We start from the raw sequence: 12,586 nt of genomic DNA on the forward strand, positions 1-12,586 counted from the left end.
ATCTAATACTTCATCACTAATATTCAAAGTACAAGATTGTTCAAAAATATCTAAATTTAACTTAGATACTAAATTATGCTGATCATGTTGTAAATCTGTCGGTTGTAAATAAGGAAAACCTACTTCATACACTCTATCATCAATAGGAATTAACCAAGGTATTGCTGATAAAACTTCCTCTGATTCTAAAACAATAACTGGACGTTGACTAGCTTTGAGTAAGTTATCATCATCGGAACTCATAGGTGAGTTATTCAAATAAGCAAATAAACTAGAGTAAATCTTCATGATACTTGCTCATCCTCATAAACTAAACCTTGCCAGCTAAATTGTCCATAACGTCCTTTTCGTGCTTTCTTAAAAGCTGTAATTAATGGTTTATCATCAATTTCTGAAATAATTTCCTCCAGTTCGTCTAATTCTTCTGATGCCTCATCAACCATCACACCCCGCAGTTTTGGTAATAATTTTTGTCCAAATTGATCAGCAATGGCGAATTTAAAATCAGATGAATTAATATTTTCTACTCCTGGATAATTAACCACATATTGAGTAATAGCTTGATAAACACGATGGGCAAAAGGATGACCCAATTTTTCCATCACTTCATTAGTATGATTCAAGATATCTTTAACTTTCTTGACTAATTCAGAATTAGGATCTGGGGTTTTAACCCATTTTTGAAAATGACTATAAGGTAAATATTCTGAAGGTTGATTTCTACTATTTCCATTTTGTTTTTCCTGACGTAATTTTAAATTTTGCGGTTTACCAAAAGTTAACACATTTGCCCGATCTAAAACCTTATCTGATAAAGTTTGTGTAGTTTCATCTTCATTCATTGTTCCCACAAACAAAAACTCATTGGGAATCTTTAGCCGACGTTCATTTTCGCTTATCCTTAAACTACCAACATCAATTTCTAAATAAGTTGCATGATTACGACGACTTTCTAATTTAGATAAAAACTCACTAAAATAATATTCTACTCTAGCTAAATTCATTTCATCGAGTAACACAATCACCATTCTATCCTGCATTTTTGGATCATGATTATATTGATATAATCCCCGCATTAAATCAGTCGGTTTAAACTTCTTCTCCACATAGTTATAAAAACCCTGTAAATCTTGTGGAGAATCCCAACGAGGTTGTACAGCTAAAGTTAATAATTGCGCTCCAATGTAATTTGCATATCTTTGTGGTAGTTCACTTTTACCTGTGCCACTAATTCCCGCTAAAATTGCCAAAGCTGATATATCTTGTACTTTTAAAGATGTATGAAAAGCGTTAATTACTCGTGTTGAAAAAGTTAATCCTTGAGATTGAATATTACTAATAAAATCTCTAATAAATTCTGTTTCTTCTAGTTGTAATTGGATGTCAGGTAAATACTGCCAAAGATTTTCTCTAAGAGATTGTAAAGCTAGTTTAGCACTATTTTCTATTTCTGTAATTTCTCCTTTAAATCTTTTAATAATTTCTTCAAGTTTCTGTTTTTCTACTTGCAAAAGAGCATTATTTTCTTCCAGTGCAGCTTTAAGACCCTGTAAATGCTGGGTTTCTCTTTCTGACTGTCTTAATTCTGATTCATGATCTCTGATGGTAATTTTTAAGTTATGTAATATCCGCCGGAGTTCTTCAACTTTATGATAATCATTTTGGCTTTCTTGAATTGCTTGTAAAGTGCGTTGTTTTTCAGCTTCTAATCTTTCTATTTCTGGCTTTAGCTGATTTACTCTTGTTTCAAAATTTTCTTTTTCTCCTAAAAGTCCATCATAAGTAACACGCAATAATTCTACTTCTGTTGCCCGCTGTTCTAATTGTTGAGCTTGATTTTGCAGTTTTTCAAATCCTATATTAAGATTATCCAAACTTATTTGTTTACCTGCTAATTCTGATTCAACATTCTGGAGAGTTACTTTTTGTGACTCCAAAGATTTAACTTGAGAATTTAAGGCATTAATTTGACCTTCTAACCCACTTTTATCAATTTTAAATTTTTCAATTTGTTGTTGCAGCTTTTCTAGTTCAGACAAATCTGGCTTTTTCTGATTAATTACAGCAATGCGGCTTTCTAATTCCTGTTCTTGCTGTTTCAGAGCAGTTAAATTTTGATGAATTTGTTTTAATGCTGCTAGTTTTTCCTGATATTGTCCTTTAACTGGTGCTAGTGCTGCTTGCTCTTTTTGTAAATCTTCTACTCTTGGTTGGAGAATTGCTACTTGTTGATTTAACTTTGTTAATTCCTCTTGTGTAGCTACTAATTTCTTGAGTTTATCTAATTCACTTACTGTATCATGCTGTCTCTTATCCTGTAATTTCCCTGAAACAGCAGCACCTATAACTGCTCCTGTAGTGCTTCCTAGCAAACCTACGCTGACTTGTCCTGTCAAGGAACCAGTTATACCAATACCAAACGTAAAAGCACCAACTATCATCCAGTCTGAGAACTGCGCCATTTCAACCCCTTAACGATTTTTATACTAACTTACTTTTATTAAATCACACCGTGTACAAGTAGTCATCTTACTGTCAATGTGCTGTTACTTACACAGTTTTTTGGAAAGCTGATTGCAAAGTGATTAAAGATTTCCAAATAAAAAAATATCTCATAGCTTTTAGGCTAGGAGAGCAGGGGAAAAAAAATCGGTTTGATCCTGTGAAAATGAATCATTTATTTGTTGGATTTCTCTTAGCAGCTTGAGGAGGTAGTGGTAAAAAGTTCCAGTTTGTAGCGTTGTGGAGTGAATTGTCTGCTAACGCAGACCTCATTGAAAAACAAATAGGTAATAAAAGCTTGATTAAAAAAACCACCAAACCAAAAGCTAATTGATACCCTAAAAATACTCCCCCCACACTGGCCTATCATCCCCACTCAGGGAAAAAGACCATTAGGATATCAATGGGAACAACACCCCTGGTCTCCTCAAGCATTGCTGAACCAACTACAGCAATATGAGAAAGTCCCAGTCAGAAACCGTCATCACGGTTTTTACAAAGTAACCCCCACAGGTATAGGTCTACTTTGCGGTCAAAACTCCCAGGAATTTTTAATCGCCATAGACTGTGATGGATACAGCGCCCATGCAGCAATTATCGCTCATCAACCACTACCCACCACAGTTGCATTTACATCAGGACGACCAGGAAGGGCGCAATATTTACTGAAATTGCCAGGTAACACTCACCCTCAACTCAAATCCTGTAAAATCACCACCGCCCCCAGTGAAGTTTTAGAATTTAGAGGTACTAAACTACCATCAATACTTCCCCCCAGCATTCATCCACAAACAGGTTATTATCGTTGGCTGAGTGGTTGTCGTCCTGACCAAATTGAAATAGCGATCGCACCATCTTGGATAATTGAACAGATGACCAAACGTGCGAAACCACCAAAAAGAGACTACCACAAAAACAGTAATACCTTACCAACAAATCCAGAATTTACAGGTGAGGATACAGAAACAGCACTGCTACTACTAGAAATAATTCATCCTCGCTTTGCAGATAAATATGATTCCTGGATCAAGGTGGGAATGGCTTTGAAATCAGTCAATCCTACCCTATTTTCTGCTTGGGAAGAATGGAGTCAGCTATCAGCTAAATACACACCAGGGGAGTGCGAATACAAATGGCAATCTTTCCGAAAATGGGGGATAAATATGCAGATTTTACACCGTTTAGCTAATCTTTCTTAACTACAAATTATGTCAAAAATTGAAAATCAACAAATTGTAGATGAAGACATCGAAACTGATGATAACGATACTGATTTCACCACTTCATCCACAGAAACTGAAGTTGTTAACGTAACCTCTGAGAAAGAAGATAGATTTGATTTTGACCGCAACACTATTATCTTAGGCATCCAAATTTTACCAGCAAAACAACACGATTTACGACAAGTGTTTATCACGGCTGGAATCAAAGGAGAACCACCAGTCATGCAAGTTAGTACACTGCATGAAATCGAACAATATCCAGTAATAGCTGAAGTTCTCACGAAGCTAAAAGCTATTTTACCACAAATATCAGAACAATCTCAACAAAAAGAAGCTCAAAAACAAAAAATATCTGTCAACCAATCAGAGAATAACAAAATTGTCAATCCTCCTGATTTACCACAAACTAATCCTCAGAAGACCAACCCATCTAATCAATTAACACTGTTTTAATATGTCTTACATTTTAATGATTGAAGGTCAAGAAATACCCATAGCTGATGAAATTGCAGCTACTGACGAAACTCTCCGCAATGCCCTGACACCATTCTACCCAGAAATTGCTCATGCAGAAATTACGCGAACAGATAAAGAGGGAATTACCCAAATTCGCATGGTCAAGAAAGCAGGTACTAAAGGTTTAGGTGATATCCTCCAAGCTTTAATTACCAGCGAACATCAATTTAACCCAGCTTTACTATTAAGCTGGCAAATCAAAATGTTAGAAATTCAAGGTCATTTGAATATCGAAAATCTGCTGTTATTACAAGATGAACTACCAACAGCAATTACCACTGGGAGAGAATGGCAAACTGAATTAGACAAGAGTTTAAATATTCTCAAAAAATCTCCTCCTATACCTTCGCAAATACCAATTTCCGGCTTCTAATGCAGTCTCAATATCAATTGGCTGCTGAATCTTTGAAAAAATACCAGATTCCCCAAACTGTGCAAGAGGGAATTTGGTATTTAGAAGAACTCAGCGAACAAATTAATTACCTCAGTCTCTACAAAGAACTGTTTCCCCGTGAATGGTCATCCTCAACAACTCCCTTGAGACAACATTCATATCCCAGTATTTACAGTGACCTAGAAATTGAGTTTTTGGAACTGGTAAATGAGTGGCTATTTCCCATAGATTACCACGAAGGTTTTCGGGAATGCACAGAAAGATACACAGAAATTCCCGTTTACTCGCAAAACACAGATTGGTGGGAAATAGGTTTAGAAGAACTCAGTTTCACAGAACAATTTCTTTTGTCACTGATAGGTTATGGACATCCTCAAGAAGATTGGAATTCTTGCTTTGGATTCATCCCTCATAAATTGGTGACAGTGGATAAAATCAATTGGGATAAACTTTCATCACTTTGTCAACAAACAACATCACCTTTGTCTCTACTTTATGATGTCATATCTATCATTGACCACAGCACAGAATGTATTTGGTTAAATGTCACCCATGAAGAATATGTCTCATTTGATTGGGAACAAGCAGTGCTGAAATATTTAGCGGAACAATGGCAATTATGCCAAACATATTGCCAGAAAATGACGGAGTTTTCCGAATGGATTGAATCTTCTATTGACCATAGAAAACAGGTAATCAAACTATGGAACAAAGCACGGTATTAACTAACATTTTACCTCAACTCAACATCGGTGATATTTCACATTCAATTATCAACCAAACTACTCATGCAGAAACACTAGCACATCTGTTATTTCTGCCAGGACAATACCTTCTAGTTTATAAAGAAGGAGAAACAACAAATTACAAATTTATCGCTCCTGCTGCGTTGAGAGAAGCTTTTGCTGCTGAACCCATTGATTCAGGTTATTTACCACCAAATACTGTGAGGTGGGGAAGATGTCACAAAGGAGAATGGTTAGTGCAGTTTTATCCACCACAACGTTATTGCATTTCCTTAGAAAATACGACTTTTAAAATACCTATGCCGGGGTTAATATTTGCCGGATATAATCGTCAATATTGGATTTGGGCTATTAAGAAATTCGAGCAAAATTCTCCTCTATTTTATGCACCATTACCAAATGTGATGGAGAACGGTTCTATCTGTTTCGGTGAAAATTCTGTTCCCCATTGTTCCCCTGAAAATATCATGCAGGTATGGCAATTATTTTGGGATAGTCCTTTCAATCAAGATTCAGTGCAGGGTAAATCCAAATCATATCCTGAAGATGTGCGATTGCTTTTACAGCAACTACACAACAACAAATCTAAAAGATACCCCACACGGGATTTAGTGCCTTGGGGTAACAAAACCATTACCACTGCAATTGAAGAGATTATCTCATGACTATACCTGCACTTATCAATTATCAATTTGCCACCAGCACCGACTTACCACTGATAACAGGCAAAATGATGGAATACTGGGTAGCTGGGAACGGAGCGTTTGTCCGTGCTGCACGTCAAGGACTATCTGCGTGCTTTCCTATCAACCAATGCAGTATTCGCGGTTTACCACATCTCACACCCTACTTTCACCTGCAATATCCCTTAGTTTCCGCTAGGTTAACGTTGCAAATTTTACAGTTAGCTCAAAATGCGGGACACCAAGAAATACTCTTTTATCTCTGCTTTACGGACGGACAGTGGCATCTGCACACCCCAGAACAAACTGCCAGATCTACCAGTGTAACTCCAGTAGAGGCAACCAGCTTATCATATCAGACTGCGATGATTGAGATACACAGTCACCACAGTATGAGCGCACAATTTTCTGCTACTGACGACGAGGAAGAAGCTGGGAAGTTCAGAATCTTTGCCGTTTTGGGTGAGATTTTCACTAATCCCCATATCTGTGTGCGGTTGGGTACATACAGCCACTTTTGGTACATCCCTGCTAACTGGGTATTTGAGTTGCCAAGTTGTTTAACATCCAATTCAGTAGTATCTACATGATGACAGCTATTTTTAGGTAAATAAACCACAGTTTTTGTTTCGCGCAGAGAAGGCAGAGGTAAAAATTCAGGGAATAATACCGCTACAAAACGGATTTGATGTCACAGATTACACCATGATGAAATTAGACCTATCTTTTGCTCACTGTGTCCCGCTTATGCTTCCTGCACATAATCACGTCGAGTTTATAGTTGTGGGTACTGGTGGGACAGGAGGTTTTTTGATTCCGTCGGTTGCTAGACTGATGCTGGAGATTGAAGCAAATAGCAATAAAACCGCTTCTTGCATAGTTGTAGACCCAGATATCATTGAACCTAAAAACATCCCCCGACAGAATTTTCAACAGTCAGAAATTGGATTACACAAAGCGGAAGTTCTAGCAGCTAGATACAGTTTAGGATTGGGAGTGCAAATTAGGGCGATCGCTAAACCATTCACTAAAAAGATTATATCAGCAAGATGGCGCAAGTTAACAGTTGTTATCGGTTGTGTAGATAATGCTGCTGCGCGTGCTGAAATTAGCAGTTGCTTAGAGCAAAACTACTCAGATTCTCCACCACAAATTTGGTGGTTAGATTGTGGTAATCATGCTGTTTCTAGTTCTGGACAAGTAGTGTTTGGTTCTACTAATCAATTTACTTTAAAAGGTGCTTTTGATCATCTTGAAAAACCTAACTTTTGTTTTAATCTTCCCAGTCCTTCTAGACAACATCCAGAACTGCTCACACCATTACCTGAAGAATTAAATTCAACAACTTTATCGTGTGCTGAAATTCAAGCACGAAACCGCCAAAGTTTATTTGTTAATCAACAAGTAGCTGTTATTGCTGCGGAGTATTTGCTGGCATTAACATTAACTGGAGGTTTGAGAAAATTTGCAACCTATTTCCATAATACTACAGGTTCTTGTCGTTCACTATACATCTGTGTAAATTCTCTGCAAAAGTTTACAAATGAGGAAATAATTTCACAAAAACGCTCAGTTTCAGTTTAGCAATACAGCATCAAATCACTCTCGCTGACGCGCTTCTTTCTTGGAGAAATTCGGAGAAATTCAAGGGAGAAAATTATTTATGGGACTTACGTAAAAAAATCTTTTAAAATCTCATTTTTTGTGTATTTTAGGTTTTTGTGACTAACCACAGAGGCACAGAGAACACAGAGAATGAGGGTTTTACCAATTTTATGTGAGGCTGCACAGAATACTGAAATCCATTGATTTATCCATCTTTATCTGTGTTCATCTGCGGTCAATTATTCTTGTTATTTTATTCTATGCCGCTTCATATCAATTTGGTATCAAAAGATATTTTCGTAAGTTCTGAGAAATATTTGTAAAACAAAAAAAAGCGACTACCGAATATCTAAAGCCTGTTCCCAAAGTTGAAATTAAACTACCACAAATAAAATCAATGCTCAACATTACTAAAGTACAACTTAGTGCTAGTGGATGGACTCTAAATATGCTTTCACCCAGAGTCGCTACTATTACTAATCCTTTGGGACAAAGAAAAGTCACATACTTCGGTTTTGAAACTGAAGAAAAGGCACTTCAATTTAAAAGATGGCTTCTCGAAAATACAACAAATTCAACTATTTATGTCAGAAAAGCAGAACGATTAAGTCAAAATTGGGAATGTAAATGTTGGAATGTACCAACAGAGTTAATAATTCAAATAGCCGAACTAGATATAAACCAACAAACCCAGCTCAAGCAATAAATTATTTGACACCAAAACGAATAATTTATTATGCGCTACGCGCTAAGTATTTGATGATTTTAATCAGAAGGTGTAATCTGTATTTTAGATTATGTTTCTAATTTTACAGAGGTGTATATCAACAGAATAATGTATACATTAAACGCCTTCATTGTCAATCAAATCATCATATTTTCTGGCTAAAAATTGTACAATCTCTATCAAAATATGAAACTATCTCATTCATTTACAGCCAATATTACCAAAGACACTTATGTCAGTTCATATAACAATGGCAATAACCAATCCTGTTCATTTTTTGAAGATGGAGAAACCGTAACATTAAATTTTAATACTGATTGTCTTCATCAAGTACGAGAAACCATCAAAGCTCTTCAACAAATTTATCAATCTCTTTCTCAGCAACGACAACAGCAAATTACAAATGAGATTGAACAGTTAAATACTCATAGTCTCATCCCAGTTTCTCCAAATAATAACGGCAAATCTCACACAGTAGAAATAGGTTCATAAACAGACCTTTTTTTATTGATTTACACAATAATTTGTAATGAATTACCACTTCAACTCAAGCAGATGATGAAAAGCCGTAAAGATTTAGAAAATTTCATCTGTAATAAAACACTAACACCTTTTATGTTGGTGGTTTTTAGCGATTAATTGGAACTTACCAAACATGAATTCCAGAAAATAACTACTCTGTATACAAAGTACAGAGTGAATTAAGGTGTTTAGTAGCAAACTAAGCACCTCTTATTTCATGGCTTTATTGACATCAAAATAAACCAAAATTATGAAATTCACAATTTCTCAAAAAGACCTCGCTGATACCCTTAACTTGGTTAGTTACGCTGTACCTAACAAACCTCATCACCCCATTCTCAACAATATATTATTGGTTGCGGATAAAGACGAACAACAAATTCTAGTGACTGCTTTTGATTTGAGTTTAGGAATTCGAGTTCAATGCAAATCTAGAATAGAACTAGAAGGTAAAATTGCTTTACCTGCTAAATTATTCACCCAAGTAATTTCAAGTCTTCCCAAACAAGATATTATTTTGGAGATTGTAGATAATGCAGCAATTATTACTCACTCTTGCGGTAAATGTCGGATTCAAACAGTTAGTCCTCAAGAGTTTCCATCTTTACCAGAAATTGAAGGTAAGAATATTATATTACCAGCAATTAAGTTGTTACAAGCATTAGAAGGAACATTATTTGCTGCTAGTCATGATGAAAATAAACAAGTTTTAGCTGGAGTTCATTTCCAATTTACTAATAGTAGTTGGGAAGCAGCAGCAACAGATGGACATCGGTTAGCAGTTGTTTCTGGGACAATAGAAACAGATGAGCAATTGACAGAAAACGCACAAATTGAAACTGATTCAAACACGGTAGAAATAACAATTCCTCAACCTACGTTAATAGAATTACAAAAGATTTTAGGTAGTGTAGGAGATAACAGCGAATGTACTATTAACATCGACAATGGTATTGCGGTATTTACATTACCCAATATCCAAATTACCACGAGATTATTAGAAGGAGATTATCCCAAATATTCAGCTTTAATTCCCCAACAATTTCAACATCAATTTATTGCTGATAGGAAATTATTTGATAATGCTTTAAAAAGAGTGGGAATTGTCGCTGACCAGAAGAATAAGATTGTCAAAATTATCTGTGACTACCAGCATCAACAAGCTACTTTATCTACTGAATCTTCAGATATTGCTGGTGCTGTGGAATCTTTAAATATTAAACCTCAAGATGGTTATCAGCAACAATTAGTCATGGGTTTTAATATCAAATATATGGAACAAGCTCTCAAATTTCTACCCACGAATGAGGTGTTGATTAATATCAATCAAACTACAACTCCTGTGGTTATTACTCCTGTTGATGGTATTCTCAATCAATTAATTCTGGTAATGCCGGTTCAACTTATTGGTAATAACAGCACAGCTATGGAAGAAGATACTTCAGATGATGAAAAGGAGGTTAACATTACAGCAAATATTCCATCAAAAAATGAAGTAAAAGAGGAAATAAATATAGCTGCTGAGACAGAGGAAGCAGAAGAAGATATCAAGAATAAAAATGATGTGATAAAAACTGATTCTTCTCTACGGAAAAATACAGCAGAGACTAAAACTAATTCTCAAACTTCTGCAAATTCTACTCCTAAAACTAGAGGAAGAAAAAAGAAAGTTGCTGCTGCATAGGATAACTGAATCAAAAATTGCAGAGGTTTAGATTGAGCTAACCAAACCTCAATACTTGTCAGTCAAAAGTTCTGCAAATATCTCTTAAACCTCTTTTCTCTGTGTACTCTGTGCCTCTGTGGTTCGTTACATCAAATCTATTTTAACAACCACACTAAAAATTCCTCACACCCCAAGTTTATTAATGATAAATGAGCTTGGGGAAATTCAACATATCTACTTTTGAAAAACATGACATATCAACCACTTCACCTGAAATATCGCCCTCAGTCCTTTACTGAACTTGTTGGACAAAGAGCGATCGCAACTACTCTCACCAATGCTATCACATCTCAACGAATTGCCCCGGCGTACTTATTCACTGGTCCCAGAGGTACAGGTAAGACTTCCAGCGCCCGCATTTTTGCCAAATCTCTCAATTGTCAACATGGTAATTGTCCTACCCCCACACCCTGCGGCCTGTGCAATTCATGTACCAGCATCTCCAAAGGCTTATCTCTGGATGTGGTAGAAATAGATGCTGCTAGTAACTCTGGTGTTGAAAATATCAGACAAATTATTGACCGCACCCACATTATACCTATCAACAGCCGCTACAAGGTGTTTGTTTTAGATGAAGTACATAGCCTCAGTTCACAAGGATTTCAGGCTTTACTCAAAACTTTGGAAGAACCACCAAAAAATGTAGTATTTATCCTCTGCACCACAGAAATTCACAAAGTTCCTGCAACAATAATTTCTCGTTGTCAAAGGTTTGATTTCAAGAGAATTGGTGTGGAGGATATGGTACAAAATCTCAACCAAATTGTGAATGAGGAATTAATTGATATTACTCCGGAAGCATTACGTTTAATTGCACAAATCTCTTCTGGTTGTTTGCGGGATAGTCAATGTTTACTGGATCAATTGAGTTTACTAAATATCACCATTGACCAAAATTGGGTATGGGAAATGGTGGGGAATGTGCCTGAGTATGAGTTGCTAACAATGGTGGAAAGAATTTCTGAAAATGATAGCGATTCAGTAATTAATATTATTCGGAATTTGTTGGAATGGGGTAAAGAACCTTTAGTAATCCTGCAAAATATCACCAGTTTTTATCGAGATATGTTGATTGCTAAAACATCTCCTAGCAGTAAGGAAATGGTGATGCTAACTGAGGACACTTGGCAACAATTGTGTCAAATAGCTAAAGATTGGGAAACTACAACTATTTTAGCAGCACAGCAACACCTGAGACAATGTGAAGTGCAGGTAAAATTATCTACTCAACCACAGTTATGGTTAGAAGTTGCTATTTTAGGTTTACTACCTGCTGCTAATTCTACAAATTCGAGTCAATTTATTCCCATTGCTGAAAATCCACCTTGGACGAATTGGAAAACACCTGCTGATGCGATCGCTTGGGGACAACAGAAGTTACCAAATATGAGTCTTGAATCCCTCCAAGAACATTGGAATTCCTTGATTCCAGTCAATGGTAAGAAAGCTCCTATTTGGGTAGAAACGGTACAACAGTTATCCTCTTCTCGATAACGTTCTATGAATTAGAATAGCAATCTGATCTGATTTTTGAAGATTCATTTATGTAAATAGCCTTACCCAGAGGTGGAAAGATAATAAATGTCAATTTTCAGAATGATTTAGGATTGCTATATAACCAGCCATTCACGATGAATGGCTTTTAAATTTTCCATTACATACTAATTCCTAAATTAGTTAAGGGACTTCGAGGAAACAAATTATCCCAATAAATGAACAAAAGAACCACTCCAGGCACAGAGAACACAGAGAGAGAAGAAATAGAGAGAGTTTTTGCGTTAGTTTTGAAACATATTTTTATTTGGAAGTCCCTAATTTCTTACACCAATTTTATGGGAGGCTACACAGAATCATGAAATTCATTATTCCATCTTTATCTGTATTTATCTGCGTTTATCCGCGTTCTATTATTCCTGATATTTTATTCTATGGAGTTTCATAT

At 36.0% G+C, this 12,586-nt stretch carries 13 protein-coding genes; 11 read left to right on the top strand and 2 right to left on the bottom strand.

The window, feature by feature from the left end:
• The coding region (locus IQ228_RS10285; RefSeq protein ID WP_228043792.1) for a hypothetical protein at window positions 1-288 on the bottom strand (288 nt) is incomplete at its 3' end.
• Window positions 285-2,462 carry an AAA family ATPase gene (locus IQ228_RS10290; RefSeq protein WP_193962800.1) on the bottom strand — a complete coding sequence of 726 codons (2,178 nt, stop codon included), beginning with the start codon at window positions 2,460-2,462 and terminating at the stop codon, window positions 285-287. The genes IQ228_RS10285 and IQ228_RS10290, both read right to left, overlap by 4 nt.
• A 408-nt stretch (window positions 2,463-2,870) precedes the next feature.
• On the opposite strand from IQ228_RS10290, the gene IQ228_RS10295 reads away from it, so the two are divergent.
• The 11 genes from IQ228_RS10295 to IQ228_RS10345 all read left to right on the top strand — a co-directional run bounded on the left by IQ228_RS10295 (window position 2,871) and on the right by IQ228_RS10345 (window position 12,138).
• Window positions 2,871-3,701 (top strand): bifunctional DNA primase/polymerase, encoded by an 831-nt coding sequence (locus tag IQ228_RS10295; RefSeq protein ID WP_370566870.1) that lies wholly within the window; start codon window positions 2,871-2,873, stop codon window positions 3,699-3,701.
• A 9-nt stretch (window positions 3,702-3,710) separates the two neighbouring features.
• Window positions 3,711-4,178 (top strand): hypothetical protein, encoded by a 468-nt coding sequence (locus IQ228_RS10300; protein WP_193962801.1) that lies wholly within the window; start codon window positions 3,711-3,713, stop codon window positions 4,176-4,178.
• Window position 4,179: 1 nt separating this feature from the next.
• Window positions 4,180-4,614, top strand: coding sequence for a hypothetical protein (locus IQ228_RS10305; protein ID WP_193962802.1), 435 nt, complete (start codon window positions 4,180-4,182; stop codon window positions 4,612-4,614).
• Window positions 4,614-5,360: a hypothetical protein gene (locus IQ228_RS10310; protein WP_193962803.1), complete on the top strand. Its 747-nt coding sequence runs from the start codon at window positions 4,614-4,616 to the stop codon at window positions 5,358-5,360. Before IQ228_RS10305 ends, IQ228_RS10310 begins: the two co-directional genes overlap by 1 nt.
• Window positions 5,339-6,046, top strand: coding sequence for a prokaryotic E2 ligase family D protein (locus tag IQ228_RS10315; RefSeq protein WP_193962804.1), 708 nt, complete (start codon window positions 5,339-5,341; stop codon window positions 6,044-6,046). Before IQ228_RS10310 ends, IQ228_RS10315 begins: the two co-directional genes overlap by 22 nt.
• Window positions 6,043-6,654 (top strand): Mov34/MPN/PAD-1 family protein, encoded by a 612-nt coding sequence (locus IQ228_RS10320; RefSeq protein ID WP_193962805.1) that lies wholly within the window; start codon window positions 6,043-6,045, stop codon window positions 6,652-6,654. Before IQ228_RS10315 ends, IQ228_RS10320 begins: the two co-directional genes overlap by 4 nt.
• Window positions 6,655-6,688: 34 nt before the next feature.
• Window positions 6,689-7,648, top strand: a complete 960-nt coding sequence (locus IQ228_RS10325; RefSeq protein ID WP_228043793.1) for a ThiF family adenylyltransferase — start codon at window positions 6,689-6,691, stop codon at window positions 7,646-7,648.
• A gap of 418 nt (window positions 7,649-8,066) precedes the next feature.
• The gene (locus IQ228_RS10330) at window positions 8,067-8,375 is read left to right on the top strand and encodes a hypothetical protein (RefSeq protein ID WP_193962806.1); all 309 of its coding nucleotides are present in this window, start codon (window positions 8,067-8,069) and stop codon (window positions 8,373-8,375) included.
• 207 nt (window positions 8,376-8,582) lie between these two features.
• Window positions 8,583-8,888 carry a hypothetical protein gene (locus tag IQ228_RS10335; RefSeq protein ID WP_193962807.1) on the top strand — a complete coding sequence of 102 codons (306 nt, stop codon included), beginning with the start codon at window positions 8,583-8,585 and terminating at the stop codon, window positions 8,886-8,888.
• Window positions 8,889-9,168: 280 nt separating this feature from the next.
• Window positions 9,169-10,602: a DNA polymerase III subunit beta gene (gene dnaN / locus IQ228_RS10340; RefSeq protein ID WP_193962808.1), complete on the top strand. Its 1,434-nt coding sequence runs from the start codon at window positions 9,169-9,171 to the stop codon at window positions 10,600-10,602.
• Between the two features lie 231 nt (window positions 10,603-10,833).
• Window positions 10,834-12,138: a DNA polymerase III subunit gamma/tau gene (locus IQ228_RS10345; protein WP_193962809.1), complete on the top strand. Its 1,305-nt coding sequence runs from the start codon at window positions 10,834-10,836 to the stop codon at window positions 12,136-12,138.
• The last annotated feature ends 448 nt before the right edge of the window (window positions 12,139-12,586 follow it).

It is taken from the genome of Dolichospermum sp. LEGE 00246 (assembly GCF_015207865.1).
GTDB lineage: Bacteria > Cyanobacteriota > Cyanobacteriia > Cyanobacteriales > Nostocaceae > Dolichospermum > Dolichospermum heterosporum.

What these genes read in the sequence shown, in the direction of transcription:
- IQ228_RS10330 (WP_193962806.1), top strand. Translation starts at nt 8,067, where the DNA reads ATGCTCAACATTACTAAAGTACAACTTAGTGCTAGTGGATGGACTCTA.
- IQ228_RS10320 (WP_193962805.1), top strand. Translation starts at nt 6,043, where the DNA reads ATGACTATACCTGCACTTATCAATTATCAATTTGCCACCAGCACCGAC.
- IQ228_RS10335 (WP_193962807.1), top strand. Translation starts at nt 8,583, where the DNA reads ATGAAACTATCTCATTCATTTACAGCCAATATTACCAAAGACACTTAT.
- IQ228_RS10345 (WP_193962809.1), top strand. Translation starts at nt 10,834, where the DNA reads ATGACATATCAACCACTTCACCTGAAATATCGCCCTCAGTCCTTTACT.
- IQ228_RS10290 (WP_193962800.1), bottom strand. Translation starts at nt 2,462, where the DNA reads ATGGCGCAGTTCTCAGACTGGATGATAGTTGGTGCTTTTACGTTTGGT.
- IQ228_RS10315 (WP_193962804.1), top strand. Translation starts at nt 5,339, where the DNA reads ATGGAACAAAGCACGGTATTAACTAACATTTTACCTCAACTCAACATC.
- dnaN (WP_193962808.1), top strand. Translation starts at nt 9,169, where the DNA reads ATGAAATTCACAATTTCTCAAAAAGACCTCGCTGATACCCTTAACTTG.
- IQ228_RS10310 (WP_193962803.1), top strand. Translation starts at nt 4,614, where the DNA reads ATGCAGTCTCAATATCAATTGGCTGCTGAATCTTTGAAAAAATACCAG.
- IQ228_RS10300 (WP_193962801.1), top strand. Translation starts at nt 3,711, where the DNA reads ATGTCAAAAATTGAAAATCAACAAATTGTAGATGAAGACATCGAAACT.
- IQ228_RS10305 (WP_193962802.1), top strand. Translation starts at nt 4,180, where the DNA reads ATGTCTTACATTTTAATGATTGAAGGTCAAGAAATACCCATAGCTGAT.